This is a genomic window from Sulfuricurvum sp. (genome assembly GCF_019163035.1).
Taxonomy (GTDB): domain Bacteria; phylum Campylobacterota; class Campylobacteria; order Campylobacterales; family Sulfurimonadaceae; genus Sulfuricurvum.
Genome location: NZ_JAFLKV010000127.1, coordinates 1 through 21,025 on the forward strand (window position 1 = coordinate 1; position 21,025 = coordinate 21,025).

The following is a 21,025-nucleotide window of genomic DNA, read 5'->3' on the forward strand; positions in this document are numbered from 1 at the left end:
CCCTCTAAATAGTGTTCCATAATCTCCATCAAATCATTCTCATTGATACTGTCAAACAGATAATGCAGATAGACCTGACGTCGCAGGGAGATAGCATTTTCACTCAAATCGGGAACAAATCCCTCCAGATCAAATGGCTCAGATTTACCCAATGTATCTCTCGCCTCTTTGATAAAAGCATCGACCAGTACCGCAACATCTTCTTGGCGACCACTGAGTGGTGGAAGTGCAAGACGAATCGTAAAAATCTCATCCAACTGATCTTGGGAATAGCGTCCTCCACCTGTGGCGATAACTCGGGTGCGTGTTTTTTGGATTGTTTCAATAAGACGTTTGAGATTAGCAACATTATCAAGACGATGAATAATAACTTCACTGTGAGATTCGATTGCATCCAGAAGTTCATCAAAATGACTCGCATCAATGATAGGTGCATGAGGGAGGATATAGCGCGCAAGGGTAAGTTTACCCGTTCCGCGCTCTCCTAAAATAATAGCATTTACCCCTAGACCTTTGAGTAAATTTGCTGTTTTAAACGCTTCTACCGATGAGGAAGATGCCGTTAAAAAATTAGTGACATCCACAGCCGTGATTACCGCCGCTTCCACAACATCCACTCTCTTCAACACAGTTCTCAGCCGGCATTCCGCTCATTGCTTCTTCAGGTGATGCGTCACGAACATTGCTGATCGTAACGGTAAACATCAAATCTTTTCCAGCGAGAGGATGGTTGAAATCGATAATAACCAAATCATCTTTGATCTCTTTAACCAAAACTTGAACCGTTCCGCCATCTTCACCTTGACCGTACAATGTCATACCGACATTCAAATCAATCCCTGCAAATTGTTCACGTGGAAGTTCTTGTTGAGCCTCTTCGTTGTAATCGCCGTACGCATCTGCCGCTTTTACGAGGACATCCCCTTTATCACCCATGCTCATGTTAGCAATCCCTACTTCAAGACCAGGAATAATTTGCCCTTTACCGAACATAAATGTTAAAGGATGACCACCCACGTTGCTATCAACAACGTTTCCGCCATCACGTACTTCGTATTCAATCGATACGATTTGATTGTTTTCAATTGCCATTTTAATGCCTTAATTTTAGATGGTGCGATTTTAGCACATTTACCTATGGTGATGCTGAAAAGGGTAACTTAGAGAAGCGACTATTATTTCAACTTAGATAGACGTTCTTGTGCCTCTTTTGCTGCTCCGGTTCCACTGTATTTAGAAATCGTCGCTTGATAAAAAGCTTTTGCCGTAGCACTCTCACCCGATCTTTCCATCGAAATCCCAGAATGAAGTAAAAGGGTAGGCATATAAAGTGCTTTTTCATTACGAGAAGCAGACTCTTTATAACTCGATACCGCCTCTTTATACCCTTTTCGCTCAAACTGTGTCTCACCGATCATAAACAGTGCTTCAGAAGCTTTGTACTTCTTTTGAACCATTTGTTCAAAATATTTTTGGGCTTCTGCGTATTTCTTTTCTCCGTAAAGTCGATTAGCCTCTTTTTCCAAAGATGAATTCGACATTTTTGCAGAAGATACCGCACTATCAGGGAGATTCACTTTGAGCTGTTTAATCAATGCCGCGAATTGCTCTTTACTCACATAATTGTTATTGAGCTCATCCACAACATGAGAAAGCTCTTCTAGAAGTGTTTTAAACTGAGCAATATTTTCAGTATTTGCAGCCACTTGTTTTGAGATATCATCAACACTTGATGTCGTATTGCTCTCAGAAAGTACCTTTTCTTGGAGCTTTTGAAGAACTAACCCCTGTTCATTTGAACGTTGTCCTAACCCCTCAAGAATCCCCTGCATCCCATCAAGACGCTCAGAAACCGTTTCTACTTTGGCATTTTGAGCACTGTTTTTTTGCATAACAGTTTGAATCTCTTTTTTATTTTCGAGAATCAATTTTTCTTCATGGGTAAGGCCGTAAGGGTTGTGGGAGTTTAGATCACCCGCACCGAAAACCGAAGGCTCCGACGCGAAAAGTGAAATGGAAAATAAGAAAGGTAGAAGTACTAATGAACGCATTTACGGAAGTTTGAAATCTACGCGACGGTTTTTAGCCCAGCATTCTTGTGTTTTTTCCAAACAAATAGGATTGCTTTCACCCAAACTTGACATAGAGATAGCATCTGCACTGATTCCACCGTTAACCAAAGCTGATTTTACAGCATTAGCACGTTTAAGACCGAGAGCAAAGTTGTACTCATCGCTTCCGAATTCGTCACAGTTACCTTCGAGTTTGATTGATTTACCTTTTACCAACAATGCATTTTTAGTCATTGCATCTTGCATATCGGCACGAATATCAAATTTGTCATAATCAAATACGATACTAATCAATTGACCATCCGATCCGTTTACACCATTAGAGGTAGCTCCACCAGTTGTCGTATCATTCGCATTTGCATTAGTAACAGGTGCGATTACCGCATTTGTATTTGCATTAGCGTTTGTACCGCTTGCATTAGTCCCAGTAGACGTTCCATTTGCCGTGGCATCGATTGCAGGCTCTTTAGAGCTACATCCGCTTAAAATTAACATTGCCACTGTTGCGCTTAAAAAAGCAACTTTTTTCATCATGACATCTCCTCAGGATTATATAATATGATGGAATTATATCGAAAAAATCATTAACACTACCAGTCAATCGATTGAATTTTCCCTATTTTAAGCGGAAAAATAAAACTTTTACTCAGACCGAACCGGATAATACCGACAGAACTGCGTGATCCGTCCTGTTTTATATACAAAATCGCTTCCCCATCCGGTGAAAATCTCGGGAAATCGTTCTCACCGCTTGCCGTAAGACGTCTTATATTACCTGAATTCAGAGATAACAAGTGAAGATTAAATGAGTTTCCCGCAAAGGTTGCACTATTTTCGCGTGCTTTGTAAACCAAAAAGTTTTTATATGCACTCAACGAAGAGTTACTTTTCCCTTGATATACCAGTTGTGAGACAGCATTGCTCCCCGCACGAGTCGAAAAAACATTCGGATATCCCAAACGATTCGAAACAAAAGCGATGGATCCATCCCCCATAAATTGCCCGTTTACATCAATACCGGAATAATTTGTAATCTGTGTTTTACTACCTGATGGTAAATCGTAAAGAAAGATATCCGGCTGGCCATTCGGTGCCATAGTGAGCAGTAGACGGTGGGAGTCTTCACTTACATCTGAACATACCGCCATTCCATCGGAACTAATGATTTTCTCTTTTTTACCGCTTTGTAGATTCATTTTATAAATCGTAGGTTTAAAATCGGCGAGAGAAGTATAGTAAAGATCACTTTGTTCACGGTTAGCCCATTTTGCAAACCCATACATTCCCCCCGTAACAATCACTCTCTGATACGAGAGAGTATAATCAGCCGCAATTATTTCAGAGTGTTTCGGACTTGTCAATCGGACAAAGAGAACTTTTCGCTTAATCCAATCAATCGGAGATCCCCCTAGCTTAGCATTAATGTCATACGCAATCGTGTGAGACAAAAAGACCGCCATTTCACTTTGTTTTAAAATATAATTTTTAAAAAACAGTTCTCTTCCGTTTTGAAGCAACTTTACATCCGCATTTACCCCGCCTGCTCCATCATTACTCAAACGGTACCGAAGAATATACTGAGCATTTTTATGGATAGAGGCAGCAGTTGTAGAATCAAATGAGTTTTGCGCATAACTCTCATCGACATTAAACAGAGATACAACATTCATATCAGCCACTAACATTTTGGCAAATCGTTGCGTTAACTCTGAGGGCTGCGTGGATGAGTCCTCAATAGCTAAAGGGGATAAGCCCTCAGTAGCTTTTACTACCTCTAATGTAGCATCAGCACCCCACGAAAGCTGTATAAACATTAAAATAAAAACAAAAAATTTCAAATAACTACTCCTTAGCCGTTAATATAAATTCCAGAACTGCCTCTTTCCCCTCTGGATGTTCTGGGAATCGAATGGTACTTAAACGATCTTTTAACCAATCAACTTCACCGTTAAAGACTCCGTTTCCTGAGTAACGAATCACTTTATAGGAGATCAATTTACCCGATGCACTGATATTCATACGAACCCGTGCCACTTCACCTGCAGATCCTGATGGAGGGCGAAAATAGGTATAAACAAGACCTTGAATCTTAGCATGGTATTCGTTAACGATCGGCCCACTCGATCCCCCCTGCGAAACCATTTTTACCGATGGTTTAGCGAGTTCTACTTTGTTTACTTTTTCCACAAAACGTGAATTTTCTTTTTGATTCAAAAGATCTTTCTCTAGGGCATTTAGCTCTTCTCTGCGAGCGGTATCATCTTTCTTTTTTTTATCCACTTTTTCCGGTTTAACTTGTGAAAAAAGATCTGATATATCAGGTACCGGCTCTACCTTAGCAACCTTCTCTTCCTCTGGAACAGGTTCCGATATTTCATCGGCAACAGCCGTTTCAATTGCGGGCTGTTCTGTTGCAGTTGATTCTGAAATTGCAATAGAGACATTGATAACATCACTCTTAATCATGGCAAATTGCTCTGTCTTTGGGGCAATTATCACACTGTAGCCTGTGATAAAAAGGAGACTCATAAAAAAAGAGATAGAGATTAATCCGCTAAGAAAAAAATAGCGCTCTTGGTTAAAATCCATTTAGCAAATCCTCATACAAAAACTTGATAAATAAATCGATTATTGTGCGGTAACAAGAGAGACATTTTGGAAACCTGCTTTTTTAACAACAGATAAAACATACATAACATCACTGTAATTTAAACGACCATCAGCACTGATTTGCACAGTTGCATCAGATTTATAGGTAGATGCTTTATTAATAAAGTCATCCGCAAAGGTTTCATACTTAAATGGATTGTTGTTGATAGTGATTTTTTTATCCGATGAAATTTTAATGTTAACTTCTTCTTTTTTCGTTATCTCTTTTTGCGCTGAACCTTTTGGTAAACGGATCAACTCTTCATAAACAATATTCGGAGAAATCACCATTAAAATTGCCAACAAAACCAACATTACATCCACAAGGGGGGTAATGTTTAGTTCCGGTTTTTCATCCCAATCAAACACTCTGCTACACCTCTTTTGAGAGAAGTGCGTCACCTTGCATACGGATCAATCCTGATAGCTCATACGCTTTACGCTTTAATATCTGATGATAGGTATAGGCAAAAATAGCAACAAAAATCCCTGATGCGGTAGCGACAAGAGCATCCGATACCCCTGAAGCTATGACGCTCATCGTTCCACTGGCTTGTCCGATATTATCAAACGTACCCAAAATAGAGATAACCGTACCGAAGAGTCCGATAAAGGGGGTAGTCGATGCGACGATAGAGAGAAACATCAACCCCTTAGTTGCCTCTTTAGTCGCTGAATACGATGCCATGTCAAACAGTGACGGTGAAAGACGATTTGAAGATTTGGTAAAATGACTTAAATAAGCAAAATCAGGAATTTTATGTGAACCTAATAAAACGGATTCTAGTGATTGATTTTCGGTACCGATCCATTGATTAAGAGAAAAAAGGCGGTAAAAAAAAGTCCAGTTGATAGCAATAAAATAGAGAGAGAGAACCAGTAACACGAGAAGTGTTACCGGATGACTTTTATCATAGAAATCGGAAAATGTCTGAAACATAGTTTGAGACTAAAAGTGGTGTGCCGCAGAATCGATACGCGCAGATACAGAAGCAATCATTGCATTCGAATCGCCAACACTGGTGATTAGAGATTTTGCTTCGTCAAGCGCTTTAGCAATCTCCCCTTCACTTTCACCGCGAATAGCGACAGCACCGTCTACCAATACGACTACTTTGTTTTGGGCAATTTGAACAACGCCCCAATTCACAACAATCGATTCGGTTTTTCCGTCTTCTTTATGAACATCAACGACTCCGGCTTGGAGCAATGTGGTCAAAGAGACATGTTCAGGGAGAACACCGAATTCTCCCTCTTCCCCCGGAAGGGTGACGCTTTTAGCAGGACCGTTGAAGATCGAACCGCTTGGCGTTAGCACTTCTAATTGGAGTGTTTCCATAGTGTTTCCTTTAAGGCGAGAAGCAATTACTTGCTTTTCATTTTTTCAGCTTTCTCAATCGCCTCATTCATATCACCAACCATGTAGAAGGCACCTTCTGGCATGTGGTCGAAATCGCCCTCAAGAATCCCTTTGAACCCTTTGATGGTATCTTCAAGTGAAACATATTTTCCAGGTGAACCTGTAAATACTTCCGCAACGAAGAATGGTTGAGAAAGGAATTTCTCGATTTTACGTGCACGCTCAACCGTAGATTTATCATCTTCTGAGAGCTCATCCATACCAAGAATTGCGATAATATCTTGCAAATCTTTGTATTTTTGAAGTGTTTTTTGAACACCGCGAGCAACACTGTAATGCTCTTCACCGATGATTTGTGGGTCAAGCAAGCGTGATGTTGAATCCAATGGATCAACCGCAGGATAGATCCCTTTTTCAGCGATTTTACGGTTAAGAACCGTTGTCGCATCCAAGTGAGCAAATACTGATGCAGGAGCCGGGTCAGTCAAGTCATCCGCAGGTACGTATACCGCTTGAACAGACGTGATTGAACCTTTTTTGGTTGATGTAATACGGTCTTGAAGAGCACCCATTTCACGAGCCAATGTCGGTTGGTAACCAACAGCTGATGGGATACGTCCAAGAAGTGCTGACATCTCAGAACCTGATTGCGCAAAACGGAAGATGTTATCGATAAACATCAATACGTCAAGCCCTTTCTCATCACGGAAATATTCCGCCATAGTAAGACCTGTAAGAGCGATACGGTTACGTGCTCCCGGTGGTTCAGACATTTGACCATAGCACAGAGCTACTTTGTCCAAAACGCTTGAATCTTTCATTTCGTGATAAAGGTCATTCCCTTCACGAGTACGCTCACCGACACCGGCGAAAACAGAAAGACCGTCATGCCCGTGTGCAACGTTGTGGATAAGTTCCATAATAATAACGGTTTTACCAACACCAGCACCACCGAAGAGACCGACTTTACCACCTTTTGAATAAGGAGCTAGAAGGTCAACAACTTTGATACCCGTTTCGAACATTTCCGTTTTTGTACTTTGATCAACAAGAGGTGGAGGATCACGGTGAATAGACCATGTCTCACAATCTGTTACTTGATCGCCGCCATCGATGGTTTCACCGATAACGTTAAAGATACGTCCGAGAACTTTTTCTCCAACAGGTACTTTGATCGGAGCGCCGGTTGCATGAGCAGCCATTCCGCGAACAAGACCTTCAGACATATCCATAGCAATCGTACGTACACGACCGTTTCCAAGGTGTGATGCTACTTCAAGAACAAGACGAGTCGTATTCCCTTCTACACTTACATTTACTTCGATTGCATCATTGATCGCAGGTAAATAACCTTCAAAATCAACGTCAACAACCGGACCAATTACTTGAGCAATTTTACCAATCATTCTTTCCTCCATAATTATTTCATCGACTCGACGCCGCTGATAATCTCGATAAGTTCAGTGGTAATCGCTTCTTGTCTTGCTTTATTAAACTTGACTTTCAACGAGTTAACCATCTCTTTAGCGTTGTTGGTTGCCGCATCCATCGCTTGCATACGTGCACTGTGTTCTGCCGCAACAGAATCAATAAGAGCGTAATACATATTGTACTCAGCATATTTAGTTACCAATGAATCGAGCATTTTCTCTTCATCTTGTGCTTCAAGCTCCAAGACAGAGTTTTTTTGCTCTTCACAATCATAACTATCTACATTGACCGGCAATACACGATTAACATGCAACTCTTGGGTGATAACATTTTTATAGCCGTTATAAACGATATAAACTGCATCAACCTTGCCCTCTTTGAAATCGTTGATCGAACGTGTCATAAACTCGGATGAGCGTTGCATATCGGGTGCTGAACTCAAATTTTTCACTACATCAAGCATCTCTACTTGATTATAACTGAAAAATTCAATCCCTTTTTTTCCGATACCGCGAAGACGTATTTTGACATTTTTATTTTTGTAATCAGACATTAGACGTTTAACCGCTTTGATGGTTTGCATATTGAAACCGCCGCAGAGACCTTTGTCCGCTGTAACAAAAATAATATCGATCAATTCAGGTGCATCATTCTCGATAAAGCAGCGATTTTCAATCCCACCTACTTTATTGCATTTGATACGTCCTGCGATTTCAGCTATCACTTGATTCGTTTTTTGTGCAAACAGACGTGAGCGTTTCGCAAGCTCTTCTGCACGGCGAAGTTTTGCCGTAGAGACAAGCTTCATAGCACGCGTAGTTTTTTGCGTGTTCGAAACACTTTTGATCTGTCTTTGAATCTCTTTCAAGTTAGCCATAAAGATCCTTATTCAGCAACGAAAGTAGATTTAAACTCTTCGAGTGCTTTTTTCATCAACGCCATCGTATCATCATCAATTTTAGATGTGCTACGGATGCTTTCAAGAATTTGCGGATACGATGCTTCTACGAACGGATAAAGATCCGCTTCGAATTTCACAACAGAATCTGCAGAGATATCATCAAGATACCCTTCGTTACCGGCGAAAATAACCAATGCTTGTTTTTCAGCACCGAGTGGAGAATATGGAGGCTGTTTTAATACTTCAACCATACGTTGACCACGCTCAAGTTGTTTACGACTTACTTCATCCAAATCAGAAGCAAACTGAGCAAACGCTTGAAGCTCACGGTATTGTGCCAAATCAAGACGCAATGTTCCTGCAACTTGTTTCGTTGCTTTAATTTGAGCAGCACCACCGACACGTGATACAGAGAGACCTACGTTGATCGCAGGGCGGATACCTGAGTTGAACAAATCAGTTTCCAAGAAAATTTGACCATCCGTGATCGAAATAACGTTGGTAGGGATATACGCCGCAACGTCACCCGCTTGAGTTTCGATGATTGGAAGAGCAGTCAATGAACCTGCACCCAATTCGTCATTCAATTTCGCTGCACGCTCTAACAAACGAGAGTGTAGATAGAAAACGTCACCCGGATACGCTTCACGACCCGGAGGACGACGAAGGATCAATGACATTTCGCGGTAAGCTACCGCATGCTTAGAGAGATCATCATAAACGATCAAACCATGACGTGCGTTATCACGGAAATATTCACCCATCGTTACACCGGTATACGGTGCAAGGAATTGGAGTGCTGCCGCTTCAGATGCAGGTGCACTAACGATGATAGTGTATTCAAGAGCACCGTGATCTTCGAGACGACGGATAACTTGTGCTACCGTTGATTCTTTTTGACCAATCGCAACGTATACACAAACTACGCCGTTACCTTTTTGGTTAATAATAGTATCCAAAGCAACAGTAGTTTTACCGGTTTGACGGTCTCCGATGATCAACTCACGTTGACCACGTCCGATTGGAACGAGGGCATCAATCGCTTTAATACCGGTTGCCATCGGTTCATGAACCGATTTACGAGCCATAATACCAGGAGCTTTCTCTTCTACGAAACGGATTTCAGTTGTTTCGATTGGCCCTTTTCCGTCGATCGGCTCACCAAGAGCGTTCACAACACGACCAAGAAGTGCATCACCGACAGGAACGCGAAGTAATTTGCCAAGGCGTTTTACTGACATACCTTCACGAAGATCTTTACCTTTACCGAGAATAACAACACCAACGCTGCTCTCCTCAAGGTTCATAACAAGACCGCGTGAACCGTCTTCAAATTCAACCATCTCACCGGCCATTACGTTGTTCAAGCCATAAACTTGAGCGATTCCGTCTCCGTATGAGACGATTTTTCCGGTTTCATTAATATCTACATTAAGTTCGAAATTCTCAATTCGCTCTTTAATGATTGAACTGATTTCGTCTGCTTGTACTTTTGCTACCACTATTTCTCCTTTCCCGAGGGTTAAATTGCTTTTAAAATGTGCTCAACAAGTTGAGCGTTTAGGCGGCTTTTTGAAAAATTGATTTCAACATTCAAATCATCGACTTCAACACGGATACCGTCAAAATCAGATGCAACAAAACTCAACGAGATTGTTGCCCCCATTTTTGACCCTAAATCACGTGCAATCGTATCAACCGAAGCTTGATCAACAACATTATTGCTGTAGATACGCCCTTTGAATGTACGTTTTGCGCGACCGATTTCACGTGCTAATTGATCTGCAATCACTGGAACCAATGATAGACGACCGTTTTCTGCCAATAACTTGATCAGATTATTAACCATCGAACTCTTAGCCGAAGCGACCATATCTAAAACCAATTGACATTTAGCACTAATGCTAACCTCATTCGAATTCATAATAAGGTTGAATTTTTCATTCTCATACGCTTTAGCGACACTAGCGAGTAGTAGCGATAAGTTATCTAATGATGCTTGATCACAACTCTCCATTAAAGGCTTGATGTAACGTTTTGCAATGAGTTCATCACGCATTTATGCCACCTTCTTTTTCAAGATTTCGGTCATTGCTTCTTTGCCGAGTGCTTCGCCGCTATTTTGCATAACGTCGTTCATCACATCAGAAACCACATCACGAACCATTTTACGTTTATCAAGTTCCATTAATGAAACACTTTGTTTTGCAATAATTTCAAGCTCTTGCTCACATTGTGTCAAAATTTTGTCAGACAAAATTTTGTTCTCTTTTTTACTTGATTCCGCTAACTCAGACGCAAAGCGTTCCGCTTCTTCGATCTTATGTTCAGCCGCATCTTTAAGCCGTTTTGATTCACGAAGACGCTCTTGAACTTTTTCAAGTTCATTGGCTATTCCCGTACTTCGTCCGCTAAAATAGTTTTTAAGCGGTTCAGCCAAAATATAAAACAAAATTCCGGCAAAAATCAGGAAGTTAACCGTTCGTTGAACGATGTCTGTAGAGCCTTCTGCACCAACATCTGAACCAAATAGATAGGTACTGAGCAGTAATACTGTAACGATTATTTTACCCATTGCAACCCTCTCATATCTTACTTAGTTTTGCTGATACAGCAGATTGGAATGCTGGAGCTTCATTTTGAAGCGCAGCGATCAACCGTGTTCTCTCATGCGACAATTCGCCTTCGAACGTTGCATACTCAAGTGCTAATTCAGCACGTTTTGTCTCTATTTTGCTATTTGCCAGCGCTTTGGCCTCAGCAATAACTTTTTCTCTTAATGCCGCTGCTTCCAGTTTAGCATCACTCATAATCTTCTCAGCTTTGGCGTGAAACGCAGCGATTTCAGAGTCGTTGTTGCCAACTTGCTCTAAATCTTTTTTAATATCTGCATCCCGTTTTTCCATATAGCTGAAAAGAGGTTTGTAAAGCAAACTGTTTAGTAGGGCAATAAGGACAAGGAAGACAATCAGTGTGCTGCCAAGCAGCATCGGACTTATATCTAACATACCACCTCCTAAAAGTTGCGTGATTATACAACTTATAAATTGAAGGGACAGTTAAACGCTAAGAAATATTAAGAAAGTAGGTCTAAAAATGACTCAATTTGACTATTGTTTTCAAATTCAAGGGTTAGCTTGTAACCTTTTGTGCCACATTTATAACCAAGAGTAGATAAATGTTTTTTCAAAGCATCGAAATCGAGCTCTTCAATATCATAAGAAGTGTGTGCTGAAGCGGTTGGTAGTTTAATTTTTTTGACCATACTCTCAACATCACGAACGCTTAGTTTTTGACCGATGACTGAATCGATCATCATCGCTTGCTCTTTCGGTTCAAGCGCTAAAATAACTTTGGCATGACCCGCACTGATTTTTCCCTCAACCAGAGCTTTACGCCCTTTTTCACTGAGTTGCAAAAGACGAAGGGTATTGGTTATCTGTGCACGGCTTTTGTGAACGGTTTGAGAGAGTTGTTCATGGGTTAATTCATGAATATCGATCAATTCTTGATACGCCTGTGCTAAATCAATCACATTAAGTTCATCGCGCTGAATGTTTTCGATCAGAGCATGTTCACGCATTTGCTCTTCACTGACCGATACAACAATCGCTTTAATCGTTTTATTTTTAGCCAATTTGCTTGCACGGAGACGGCGTTCACCTGCAATCAATATATAGCCATCTAAATCTTCTTTAACGACGATCGGTTGAAGCAAGCCATGTGTTTTGATCGATTCAGAGAGTTCCGACAAGCTTTCAGAGTCAAAATGTTTACGGGGTTGATATGGGTTAGGGCGAATTTTGTTGACTGCGATCTCTTCAACTCCCCCTTTTTTTGGAAGCTCGTTGTCGTACGCCTCTTCAATTTCACTTAAAAGAGCGCCAAGACCTCTCCCCAATGCTGATGCTTTCGCCATTGTTTTCCTTTAGGCGATAATCGCGTGCGCCAAATCTTGGTACGCCATAGAACCGCTCGATTTTACATCGTAGAGAATTGCCGGTTTTCCGAAACTCGGAGATTCCGCTAATTTAACATTACGGGGAATGACAATGTAATCATTTTCATTGTCACCCGATTTAAACAACTTCGCTTGGAAATGTTGACGCAAATCGGCAAACACTTGACGCGAAAGGTTATTTTGAGCACTATACATCGTCGGCAAAAAGCCTTTAATGGTCAGTTTCGGATTGATCGTTTTACGAACCAATTTAACGGTGTTAAGAAGTTGTGCCAAACCTTCCAATGCAAAAAATTCACATTGGATCGGGATGATGACCGAATTAGAAGCTGAAAGTGCATTGATCGTCATCGGCCCAAGTGCCGGAGGAGAATCGATAATGACATAGTCATATTCATCTTTGACCTGAGCAATAGCCCGTTTTAAGATAAGTTCACGCCCTGTCGCATTGTCTGCATCATAATACTCTTTTTCAACTCCGACAAGACCGATGTTTGATGGAGCTAAAAAAAGTTTCGGCAAGGATGTTTTGAGGATGATCTCTCGTAATTTTTTGGCACCGATCAAAACATGATAAATATTAAACTCATAGTTGTTACGGTGATACCCTAATGAGGTGGTCGCATTGGCTTGAGGATCAGCATCAATTAACAATACTTTTTTTTCTGCAACAGCCAAAGAAGCAGCTAAATTAACGGCGGTGGTGGTTTTACCCACTCCCCCCTTTTGGTTGGCGATAACAATAACTTCACTCATCGTAAACTAAATATCCTTTGGCCGTCGCATAACAACGATCCGTCTTCAAGCAAAACGGCATTTTCTAATGCAACTTTTTCATTATTGTTGTGGGTAAAAAACTCTCTACTGTTTTCAAATTCTATCTGGAATTTACTAAAAATTTGCTTCCACGTTGGTAATATTACAAACAAATTACTATACGCTTTCGTTAATTCGTATGAAGAGATCGGTATATCCATTTTGCCGAAATTTTCTGGAGCAGAAACCAAATTGATCCCGATCCCACACACCAGCGTATCCCCAGTTAAATTAGTGATTACTCCACCGATTTTTTTATCGTCGAGATAAAAATCATTCGGCCATTTTAACCATACTTTTGAGCCCATCGAAGCAATCAACTCTTTCATTAAAAAAGCCAAATAGATGGAAGATGACTCAAGTCTTAAATCCACAGGAAGCATAGACCGCGCTAATGCAAGCGAAATAAATAAATTTCCTTCATTTCCGACCCAACTATTACCACGTGAACCCTTCCCAAATGCTTGAGATGATGTACCGATACAAACGGGAGCACTTAATTTTGAGGTTTTTAACGCTTCAAGAAGGTAGCTTTGCGTCGAATCGAGAGACTCAAACCAATGAATGTCCACACCCTATCCGTTTTCCGTTGAGATAATCAACGACTGAAGTCTCTTGTTTGGAGGGAGCTTGAACCCTTGTGATACGAAGGGAGCCACAAGAGCATTGAACAACAATACCCTCTTTATCCATATGTATAATTTTTCCTGCTTCACCGAGGCTCGTCTCTTCTTCGAGTTTCATCTCTTTGATCTTTAATCCTGATTCACTAAATAATCCTGGCCATGGAGTGTAAGCACGATAGCGGTTATAGATTTCGCGTGCATCGGAAAAATCAATCAAGCCGTCCGATTTGAGTATTTTTTTGCAGTGCGTTGCTTCGGCATCGTTTTGAGCAGTTGCAGTACGTCGATCCCAGTTGTGGATAACATCGAGGGTCAAGTTTACCGCTGTTTCAGTAAGACGTGAATACAACGACTCTACCATCTCATCTTGTGCAATTGCGATCGTTTCAATCTTAATAATTGCTCCCGTATCAAGCCCCACATCCATCCACATGGCACTAACGCCGCTTTGGGTATCGTTGTTCAACAAACTTTGCTGAATCGGACTCGCACCACGGTACTGTGGAAGAATAGAAGCGTGGAGATTTATACACGGTGCATGATCCAAAATCGCCTTAGGGAGGACTTGTCCGTATGCGGCGACAATAATCATGTCACACGGTGTTGCTAAGACCTCTTTCACTACAGCTTCATCACGAAGTCTATGAGGTTGGATAACGGGAATATTTGCTTTTTCTGCCACTACTTTTACGATAGGAGCACTCATAATCGCTTTTCGTCCTACCGGTTTATCGGGCTGTGTGTAAACTGTTACAACTTCAATATTATCAGTTGTAATCAAAGTTTCTAAAATAGAGGCCGCATAATCTGGTGTCCCCATAAAAATAACGCGAGTCATTAAAGAGCCTCATCAGCTTTAAACAGACTGCCTCCGCGATGTTCTCCCGCGAGCAAAAAGCTTTTAGCATCACTCAGATCAAATCCGCTCGCCAAAAACATCGCTCCGCCCCGCTTGAGGAGGAAATCGGCCGCTTTGAGTTTCGTTACGATCCCACCCGTCGCAAAGTTATGATTCGGGTTAACCTCCATCATCAATTCATCAGCACTAATCAACTCAATGCGTGAACGCACTTTTGCATCCTCATGACTTCGTGGATCTTTGTCGTAATAAGCATCAATATCGGAGAGGATAACGAGTAACTCAGCGCCGAAATGGTGTGCCGCATAGGCAGAGAGCTGATCATTATCTCCTAAAATCAACTCTTCCGTCGCCGTCGCATCATTTTCGTTGATGATAGGTACAACGTTATGTTTGAGGAGGGTTTCAATCGTATCTTTTGCTTTTTGGGACTCTTCGGCGGTATTAAAGTTAGCCGCTGTTACCAATACTTGGGAGGGAAGAATAGAATAGTGTTCAAACATCTTACGGTATTTGTTCATCAAAATCGGCTGACCGATAGAAGCAAGGGCTTGTTTGTTTGCCAAAATCTTTTTATCGAGTTTGAGTTCCGTATACCCTGCCGCAACCGCCCCCGAAGAGACGAGGATCACTTCATAGCTTTTTTTGAGTTCGGCGATAAAATCGACCAAATTTTGCATCCGATCTTTTGCGATACGATTTTGCTCACTTAAAACCGCACTTCCGACTTTAACAACGATTCGCTTCATGCGCGCTCCGTTACAACCATTTGATAGAGTGCGTACGTTAATGGTTTGATATTGAGATTGATTGCCGAAGAGATCGGTGCAATAAATGCCGGTTTGGAGCGCTCATAAAACGCTTTGTCAAAATCAGCTTGCTCATACACCGGATACTCGTCGCTGAAAGCAAATCGGCTTTTTTTAACAGGATCAAGATTAACAAGTTTCAAAAATGCATTCGTTTTTTCGATTGCCTCTTCCGGGCTCATCGCATCGGCACGGGTAAGGGCAATAGCATAGTTACGTTCCGCTAAAAGAGGTGAAAATTTCTCAAGCTCTTGTTTGAGGGTTTCGTATTGATATTCAAGCTCATGGTACGATGCCAAATCGATCATGAACAAAAGCGTTTTGGTACGTTCGATATGACGAAGGAATTTAAGCCCAAGCCCTTTCCCCTCAGATGCGCCACCGATAATCCCCGGAATATCCGCCATGATATACGAATCAAACTCACCGATATTAATCTGTCCAAGTTTCGGAGTCAGTGTCGTAAACTCATAGTTAGCTACTTCAGGACGAGCGTTAGATACAGTAGAGATCAATGTCGATTTACCAACATTCGGAAATCCGACCAAACCAACATCCGCGATCAATTTAAGATCAAGTCGAAGAACACGCGTAATCGCAGGTTCACCCGGTTGAGCGTACATCGGTTTTTGATTGGTAGAGGATTTAAAGTGAACGTTTCCAAGACCTCCGCGTCCCCCCTCTAAAAAGAGAACCTCTTTACCGTCTTCGAGTAGATCCAATAAAATATCGCCTGTTTCAACATCCACAACTTGTGTTCCCGGAGGGACAACAACCACGAGACGTTTACCTGCTTTACCAGCCATGTTGGAGCCTGCACCCGGTTGACCTTTATCGGCTTTGAGGTTTTTGTTCCCTTGGAAGTGTGCAAGGGTGTGAGTGTTGTTGTCTACTTTGAAATAAACATCACCACCACGACCGCCATCACCACCGTTTGGACCACCTTGAAGGACATATTTCTCCCGTCTAAAAGCAACACACCCTGCTCCCCCTTTTCCAGAGGAGACGGTAATTTCTACACTATCACTAAACATGGATGTCCTTAAATGTTGTTTTGAACATTTGCCTCTAATGAGACAACTATTATTTGCTTAACACTGCACTTCGATTCTCAAGTACACGATTAAAAAGATAATTTAGGAAATGGATTCAAAATCGGGCGATAGCCCGATGTGTAATGAAAATTATGCGGCAGGGATGATAGAGACTTGTTTACGTTTTTTATCTTTACGTTCGAACGCAACGACACCGTCAACTAAAGCATACAAAGTATGGTCTTTACCCATTCCCATGTTTTTACCCGGGTGAACTTTTGTTCCGCGTTGACGGATAACGATATTACCCGCTCTTACGAATTCACCACCGTATTTTTTGACACCGAGTCTACGTCCCGCTGAGTCGCGGTTATTCTGTGTACTACCCTGACCTTTCTTATGAGCCATGCTGTCCTCCTACTTTTAAATAATTACGCAGCGATCTTAACGATGCGAACGCGTGTGTGATCTCTTCTGAAACCACGCTTCAATTTACTGTCTTTACGACGACGTTTTTTGTAGATCACGACTTTACGGTCACGACCTTCATTAATAACCTCAGCAGTAACAACAGCACCCTCTACGAATGGAGTACCGGTTTTAAGTTCACCGTTATTAACGGCAAGAACTTCTTTGATTTCGACGGTGGTTTTAGGATCAAGTCCCATTTTATCGAACAAAAGGATATCACCCTCTTGAACTTTATACTGTTTTCCGCCGTTTTTGATAATTGCGTACATTAGCGTTCCTTACTTACAAGTCTACAAAAAGTGGCGAATTGTATCCGATCTTTATTTAAGCTTAGATTAAAGCGATAGCATCAATCTCAACAAGTGCATTTTTCGGTAACGTTTTCACGGCTACGGTAGAGCGTGCGGGCTTGTGACTGCCGAACGCATCTGCATAAATCGCATTGACTGCCGCAAAATCATCCATATCCGCCAAAAAGATCGTCGTTTTGATCACTTTATCAAACGAACTTCCGGCTTCTTCCAAAACTGCTTTGAGATTTGAGATCACTTGAGTGCATTGTGCGCTTACATCCCCATCAACCATCTCTCCCACTGGAGTGAGTGCGATTTGACCGGAAGTAAATACCATGCCACCTGCAATCATCGCTTGAGAATACGGTCCGATAGCCGCAGGAGCATTGGGAGTTTGTACGTTTTTAATCATCTTTAATTTCCTTTATTTTTTTGCTTTACGGAGTGCATCATCCAAAATTGATTGATAATCATCAACCGGCCAATATCCCGGCATAGAATAGATCACTTTCCCACTTTCATCTAAAAAATAGCTCATAGGGACCATTTTTGCACCCAATGCTTTAGGATAAATACTTTTATCACGTGTTACGTGTACAGAGACGAACCGTGTATTGATTTTAGAGATGACATCCTCATCTGAAAGTGTTGTTGCTTCAAATTTTCGACACCATCGGCATTGTTCTGTTGTAATAATCACCAACATAGGTTTGGACTCTTTTTTCGCTTTGACTTGCGCTTGCTCATATGTATCGCTCCACGCAATATCGTTTGCAAACAGATTAGCCATCAAGAGTACTAATAACGCTAATTTTTTCATTTCAACCCTTTTTTGAAAAACGTAATTTTACCGAAAATTATGAATCAACTTTGTAAAAACAGCATAAAGATTTTCGACTTCGACAATCGATGTCCGCTCATTGGGGGCATGTATCGTATCGTTGATAACACCGAATTCGATCACATCGATCCCGTATGCGGCAACGAAGCGGGCATCCGACGTCCCCCCTGCCGTCGAATTTTTAGGGGTAATTTTACATACCTCTTTAATCGCATCCGATAAAGTCCGAACAATCAGGGTATCCGCATCGGTGGCAAACGGATACGCCGATTGATCTAAACTGAGTGTATAGTCCAACCCGCAAAGCTGCGAATCGATAAATGCTCTAATTTTTTCTTGATCGGTTCGGGTGGAGTTTCGGACGTTAAACATCATTTTCAGCTTTCCGGGGGAAACATTGGTCGTCTCGATCCCTGCACGTATATCAGTAATAACCAATTGGCTCGGAGCAAAATACTCATCCCCCTCATCCAAAAAAGCCCCCGCGATAGTGGAGAGTACTGGGGCAATCTGATGGACAGGATTGATCGCTTTTTCAGGATAGGCGGCGTGTCCCTGTTTCCCGATGATTTCGATGATCCCATTGATCGAGCCTCGGCGCCCTACTTTGATCGCATCCCCAAACTGTACTTCACACGTCGGTTCGGCAACGACCACGGCATCGGGAAGGAGATTATGCTCTTTGAGGTAGGCTAGTACTTCTACCGTACCGAATTTCGCCGGTCCCTCCTCATCGGAGGTGAGCAAAATGGATAAGGTTCCCGCATACTCTTTTGCCTCTTTTAACGCTTGAGTAAATGCTGCCACACCGCTTTTCATATCCTGAGCACCGCGGGCATAGATATATCCATCCTTTTCGGTCGCAACGAACGGATCACTATTCCACCCCTCCCCTGCGGGGACGACATCAACATGTCCAGCGAAACAGAGATGTTTTCCCTCTCCGAAACGACGGTAGGCAAAGAGATTTTTTACCCCTTCACGATCAATGCGTACCGTGGTGAACCCCTCCAAATAATCCTCGAGAAAATCAAATATACCACCATCTTCGGGGGTAACACTCGGTGATTCCAAAAACTGTTTAAATAACTCAATAATATTCAATGTTAATCCTCTTTTAACTGCGTCTCATATTCCAGACGCAAACCGTTCGGTGTCATTATAAAACCTTGCAGTTTGATTTTGCCTTGTGAAATGGCACGAGTGTGGGTTTCACATAACGGTATAAGATGGTGATGATCTTTTGAACCCGCCATTTTTTGAGGATTCCGAACCAAAGCACCGCAAATGACACATTCGCTTGCCACCACGTCACGGTAGCGTTTGATATACTCTTTTTGATTACCCAGTTCGAGAACATCGTACTCTTTTGCCAATTTTTCGCGAAGCCGCGCGGCATTTTGCAAAAAGCGGGGGTTCATGTGGAGTGATTCGGCAAACTCCAATCCGTACACACTGCTCCCGCGCCCCGATTTGAGTATCCGATCATAAATCAAACGATCACGATCTTCGTCATAACGGACACTCAGATGCAGATGAACTACTTCTCGCAAGCGGCTCAGTTCACTGATCATGGAGAGCTGATGCAAATGGGTGGTCATTAAAAAAAGACACCCTTTTTGGGATAATTCCATAATCGTACTCGCAACGATAGAGACCGCGGAGAGGGTTTCTGTACCGTGGCTGATCTCATCCCCCAATACAAGCGACCGTGATGTCGCACGGCTAAAAATGGTGTTCAGTTCCAACATCTCAACCCCGAAGGTGGAGAGCGATTTGGCGACATTATCCCGCGATTGGACACGGGTATAAACTCCGTCAAAGAGGGAAAACTTCATCGCTTTCGCCGGAACAAAAAAACCGCTCTGCGCCAAGGTCACCGCTATCCCGATACTCTTCATCAAAGATGATTTCCCGCTGGAGTTGATCCCATAAAGCAAAACTCCTCGGATATTGGCGCCATCATGAACCTTGGAATCGAGCATAACAGTATCGGGATACGGGAGATCGAGAAAATCGCGATCCCCCATCACAATATCATTGGGAACATAGGCAATTCCTTGTGCTTCCACCAATAAATGACGCAATCCGCTCATCTGTAAAAAATTCTCTTTGATTGATTCGATGATCGTAGGTCGGATAAGTCCGTATTTTTGAGCATTGAGTGCGGAAGATACCGCCACGTCAATTTGAGCGATCCAATCAATAGTATGACGAACCAGCGGAGTTTGAATCTCCAGCCATTGCCGATCATTCACATGATTGCGCAATTCGATCTCCCACCCCTCCTGCACCATATCATCTAAGAGTATCTGGGAAAGATTATGCTTGAGACAATACGTATGGATCTCAGCGATAACGGCAAAGGAATCCAAAAATGTCTCCAACTCAGCAGTCTGACGATTTTGAATATGCCACCATAAAAGTTCCATATCGGCTATCAATCGCAATCGATCTTTGAACCACATAGCATGAGGGTTGAGGACTTCGATCCAATCAAACCGCCGATTGAGCTCATTGGGGTCTTTGATCGGTAAAAAGAGACGGAATCGCCCCAGCCGTTGTCCCATAGGGGTAGAAGTATTCAACAAAAGTTTGGAAATGCTCGGAAGCCTCGAATCAACCGTAATGATTTCAAGCTGTTCCAGAGCATTGTTCTCTAACTCCATCAACGATGATGTATCTAAGAGTGTCGGCATCGCGAAAATACCCATTTCACTATGATCCAAACGATCCGCCATCAATGCTAATGCTTGGGCACAGAGGGGTCTGTTTTCAAGACTCAAATGTTCGATCGGACTTAAAAGAGAGTGGATAGCAAACCCTTTTTTAAATAAACTATTTTGCTCTTCAGACTCAAAGTGGCGATTATCATACCGGTAATCAAACATCACAAAATTGT

Annotated in this window: 26 protein-coding genes and 1 pseudogene; all 27 read right to left on the minus strand. The window is 42.1% G+C overall.

Going from position 1 to position 21,025, the window contains the following annotated elements:
- Positions 1–608: Fis family transcriptional regulator (locus JZU62_RS08925; protein WP_295013984.1), on the minus strand; the 608-nt coding region annotated here is incomplete at its 3' end.
- Positions 571–1,092, minus strand: a complete 522-nt coding sequence (locus tag JZU62_RS08930; protein ID WP_295013986.1) for a peptidylprolyl isomerase — start codon at positions 1,090–1,092, stop codon at positions 571–573. The genes JZU62_RS08925 and JZU62_RS08930, both read right to left, overlap by 38 nt.
- Positions 1,093–1,175: 83 nt before the next feature.
- On the minus strand, positions 1,176–2,051 hold the full coding sequence (locus tag JZU62_RS08935; protein WP_295013989.1) for a tetratricopeptide repeat protein: 876 nt from the start codon (positions 2,049–2,051) through the stop codon (positions 1,176–1,178).
- Positions 2,052–2,606 (minus strand): OmpA family protein, encoded by a 555-nt coding sequence (locus JZU62_RS08940; RefSeq protein WP_295013991.1) that lies wholly within the window; start codon positions 2,604–2,606, stop codon positions 2,052–2,054.
- Between the two features lie 56 nt (positions 2,607–2,662).
- Complete coding sequence (gene tolB, locus JZU62_RS08945; RefSeq protein WP_295013994.1) at positions 2,663–3,910, minus strand: Tol-Pal system protein TolB; 1,248 nt, start codon at positions 3,908–3,910, stop codon at positions 2,663–2,665.
- Positions 3,911–3,914: 4 nt separating this feature from the next.
- Positions 3,915–4,661 carry a TonB C-terminal domain-containing protein gene (locus JZU62_RS08950; RefSeq protein WP_295013995.1) on the minus strand — a complete coding sequence of 249 codons (747 nt, stop codon included), beginning with the start codon at positions 4,659–4,661 and terminating at the stop codon, positions 3,915–3,917.
- Positions 4,662–4,700: 39 nt separating this feature from the next.
- Positions 4,701–5,090 carry a biopolymer transporter ExbD gene (locus JZU62_RS08955; protein WP_295013997.1) on the minus strand — a complete coding sequence of 130 codons (390 nt, stop codon included), beginning with the start codon at positions 5,088–5,090 and terminating at the stop codon, positions 4,701–4,703.
- Between the two features lie 4 nt (positions 5,091–5,094).
- Positions 5,095–5,661, minus strand: coding sequence for a MotA/TolQ/ExbB proton channel family protein (locus tag JZU62_RS08960; RefSeq protein ID WP_295013999.1), 567 nt, complete (start codon positions 5,659–5,661; stop codon positions 5,095–5,097).
- Positions 5,662–5,670: 9 nt separating this feature from the next.
- Positions 5,671–6,060, minus strand: a complete 390-nt coding sequence (gene atpC / locus JZU62_RS08965) for an ATP synthase F1 subunit epsilon (protein WP_295014001.1) — start codon at positions 6,058–6,060, stop codon at positions 5,671–5,673.
- A 26-nt stretch (positions 6,061–6,086) separates the two neighbouring features.
- Positions 6,087–7,487: a F0F1 ATP synthase subunit beta gene (atpD, locus tag JZU62_RS08970; protein WP_295014003.1), complete on the minus strand. Its 1,401-nt coding sequence runs from the start codon at positions 7,485–7,487 to the stop codon at positions 6,087–6,089.
- Between the two features lie 14 nt (positions 7,488–7,501).
- Positions 7,502–8,389 carry an ATP synthase F1 subunit gamma gene (atpG, locus tag JZU62_RS08975; protein ID WP_295014005.1) on the minus strand — a complete coding sequence of 296 codons (888 nt, stop codon included), beginning with the start codon at positions 8,387–8,389 and terminating at the stop codon, positions 7,502–7,504.
- An 8-nt stretch (positions 8,390–8,397) separates the two neighbouring features.
- Positions 8,398–9,915: a F0F1 ATP synthase subunit alpha gene (gene atpA, locus JZU62_RS08980; RefSeq protein ID WP_295014007.1), complete on the minus strand. Its 1,518-nt coding sequence runs from the start codon at positions 9,913–9,915 to the stop codon at positions 8,398–8,400.
- A gap of 20 nt (positions 9,916–9,935) precedes the next feature.
- A complete protein-coding gene (locus JZU62_RS08985; RefSeq protein ID WP_295014009.1) occupies positions 9,936–10,472 on the minus strand; it encodes a F0F1 ATP synthase subunit delta in 537 nt (178 codons plus the stop codon).
- Positions 10,473–10,988 (minus strand): F0F1 ATP synthase subunit B, encoded by a 516-nt coding sequence (locus JZU62_RS08990; RefSeq protein ID WP_295014011.1) that lies wholly within the window; start codon positions 10,986–10,988, stop codon positions 10,473–10,475.
- 10 nt (positions 10,989–10,998) lie between these two features.
- Positions 10,999–11,421 (minus strand): F0F1 ATP synthase subunit B', encoded by a 423-nt coding sequence (locus JZU62_RS08995; protein ID WP_295014013.1) that lies wholly within the window; start codon positions 11,419–11,421, stop codon positions 10,999–11,001.
- A gap of 68 nt (positions 11,422–11,489) precedes the next feature.
- A complete protein-coding gene (locus tag JZU62_RS09000) occupies positions 11,490–12,332 on the minus strand; it encodes a ParB/RepB/Spo0J family partition protein (protein WP_295014014.1) in 843 nt (280 codons plus the stop codon).
- 9 nt (positions 12,333–12,341) lie between these two features.
- A complete protein-coding gene (locus tag JZU62_RS09005) occupies positions 12,342–13,130 on the minus strand; it encodes an AAA family ATPase (RefSeq protein ID WP_295014016.1) in 789 nt (262 codons plus the stop codon).
- On the minus strand, positions 13,127–13,762 hold the full coding sequence (locus JZU62_RS09010) for a biotin--[acetyl-CoA-carboxylase] ligase (RefSeq protein WP_295014018.1): 636 nt from the start codon (positions 13,760–13,762) through the stop codon (positions 13,127–13,129). Before JZU62_RS09010 ends, JZU62_RS09005 begins: the two co-directional genes overlap by 4 nt.
- Positions 13,743–14,654, minus strand: coding sequence for a methionyl-tRNA formyltransferase (gene fmt / locus JZU62_RS09015; protein ID WP_295014020.1), 912 nt, complete (start codon positions 14,652–14,654; stop codon positions 13,743–13,745). The genes JZU62_RS09010 and fmt overlap by 20 nt, the downstream gene beginning before the upstream one ends.
- Positions 14,654–15,424, minus strand: coding sequence for a glutamate 5-kinase (gene proB, locus JZU62_RS09020; protein ID WP_295014022.1), 771 nt, complete (start codon positions 15,422–15,424; stop codon positions 14,654–14,656). The genes fmt and proB overlap by 1 nt, the downstream gene beginning before the upstream one ends.
- Positions 15,421–16,518, minus strand: a complete 1,098-nt coding sequence (gene obgE, locus JZU62_RS09025) for a GTPase ObgE (protein WP_295014024.1) — start codon at positions 16,516–16,518, stop codon at positions 15,421–15,423. The genes proB and obgE overlap by 4 nt, the downstream gene beginning before the upstream one ends.
- Before the next feature lie 150 nt (positions 16,519–16,668).
- Positions 16,669–16,926 carry a 50S ribosomal protein L27 gene (rpmA, locus tag JZU62_RS09030; protein ID WP_015654103.1) on the minus strand — a complete coding sequence of 86 codons (258 nt, stop codon included), beginning with the start codon at positions 16,924–16,926 and terminating at the stop codon, positions 16,669–16,671.
- 23 nt (positions 16,927–16,949) lie between these two features.
- On the minus strand, positions 16,950–17,258 hold the full coding sequence (rplU, locus tag JZU62_RS09035) for a 50S ribosomal protein L21 (RefSeq protein ID WP_015654104.1): 309 nt from the start codon (positions 17,256–17,258) through the stop codon (positions 16,950–16,952).
- Positions 17,259–17,319: 61 nt separating this feature from the next.
- Positions 17,320–17,691, minus strand: coding sequence for a RidA family protein (locus JZU62_RS09040; RefSeq protein ID WP_295014030.1), 372 nt, complete (start codon positions 17,689–17,691; stop codon positions 17,320–17,322).
- A 15-nt stretch (positions 17,692–17,706) separates the two neighbouring features.
- Complete coding sequence (locus JZU62_RS09045; RefSeq protein ID WP_295014026.1) at positions 17,707–18,102, minus strand: DUF255 domain-containing protein; 396 nt, start codon at positions 18,100–18,102, stop codon at positions 17,707–17,709.
- Between the two features lie 27 nt (positions 18,103–18,129).
- A complete protein-coding gene (gene dapE / locus JZU62_RS09050; RefSeq protein ID WP_295014028.1) occupies positions 18,130–19,227 on the minus strand; it encodes a succinyl-diaminopimelate desuccinylase in 1,098 nt (365 codons plus the stop codon).
- A 2-nt stretch (positions 19,228–19,229) separates the two neighbouring features.
- Positions 19,230–21,025 (minus strand): annotated as a pseudogene (locus tag JZU62_RS09055) (hypothetical protein); the annotation flags it as partial.

Bases quoted from the DNA above. Each gene is read 5' to 3' on its own strand.
- JZU62_RS08930 (WP_295013986.1), bottom strand. From the start codon at position 1,092: ATGGCAATTGAAAACAATCAAATCGTATCGATTGAATACGAAGTACGT.
- JZU62_RS08935 (WP_295013989.1), bottom strand. From the start codon at position 2,051: ATGCGTTCATTAGTACTTCTACCTTTCTTATTTTCCATTTCACTTTTC.
- JZU62_RS08940 (WP_295013991.1), bottom strand. From the start codon at position 2,606: ATGATGAAAAAAGTTGCTTTTTTAAGCGCAACAGTGGCAATGTTAATT.
- JZU62_RS08950 (WP_295013995.1), bottom strand. From the start codon at position 4,661: ATGGATTTTAACCAAGAGCGCTATTTTTTTCTTAGCGGATTAATCTCT.
- JZU62_RS08960 (WP_295013999.1), bottom strand. From the start codon at position 5,661: ATGTTTCAGACATTTTCCGATTTCTATGATAAAAGTCATCCGGTAACA.
- atpC (WP_295014001.1), bottom strand. From the start codon at position 6,060: ATGGAAACACTCCAATTAGAAGTGCTAACGCCAAGCGGTTCGATCTTC.
- atpD (WP_295014003.1), bottom strand. From the start codon at position 7,487: ATGATTGGTAAAATTGCTCAAGTAATTGGTCCGGTTGTTGACGTTGAT.
- atpG (WP_295014005.1), bottom strand. From the start codon at position 8,389: ATGGCTAACTTGAAAGAGATTCAAAGACAGATCAAAAGTGTTTCGAAC.
- JZU62_RS08985 (WP_295014009.1), bottom strand. From the start codon at position 10,472: ATGCGTGATGAACTCATTGCAAAACGTTACATCAAGCCTTTAATGGAG.
- JZU62_RS08990 (WP_295014011.1), bottom strand. From the start codon at position 10,988: ATGGGTAAAATAATCGTTACAGTATTACTGCTCAGTACCTATCTATTT.
- JZU62_RS08995 (WP_295014013.1), bottom strand. From the start codon at position 11,421: ATGTTAGATATAAGTCCGATGCTGCTTGGCAGCACACTGATTGTCTTC.
- JZU62_RS09000 (WP_295014014.1), bottom strand. From the start codon at position 12,332: ATGGCGAAAGCATCAGCATTGGGGAGAGGTCTTGGCGCTCTTTTAAGT.
- JZU62_RS09005 (WP_295014016.1), bottom strand. From the start codon at position 13,130: ATGAGTGAAGTTATTGTTATCGCCAACCAAAAGGGGGGAGTGGGTAAA.
- fmt (WP_295014020.1), bottom strand. From the start codon at position 14,654: ATGACTCGCGTTATTTTTATGGGGACACCAGATTATGCGGCCTCTATT.
- proB (WP_295014022.1), bottom strand. From the start codon at position 15,424: ATGAAGCGAATCGTTGTTAAAGTCGGAAGTGCGGTTTTAAGTGAGCAA.
- obgE (WP_295014024.1), bottom strand. From the start codon at position 16,518: ATGTTTAGTGATAGTGTAGAAATTACCGTCTCCTCTGGAAAAGGGGGA.
- rpmA (WP_015654103.1), bottom strand. From the start codon at position 16,926: ATGGCTCATAAGAAAGGTCAGGGTAGTACACAGAATAACCGCGACTCA.
- rplU (WP_015654104.1), bottom strand. From the start codon at position 17,258: ATGTACGCAATTATCAAAAACGGCGGAAAACAGTATAAAGTTCAAGAG.
- JZU62_RS09045 (WP_295014026.1), bottom strand. From the start codon at position 18,102: ATGAAAAAATTAGCGTTATTAGTACTCTTGATGGCTAATCTGTTTGCA.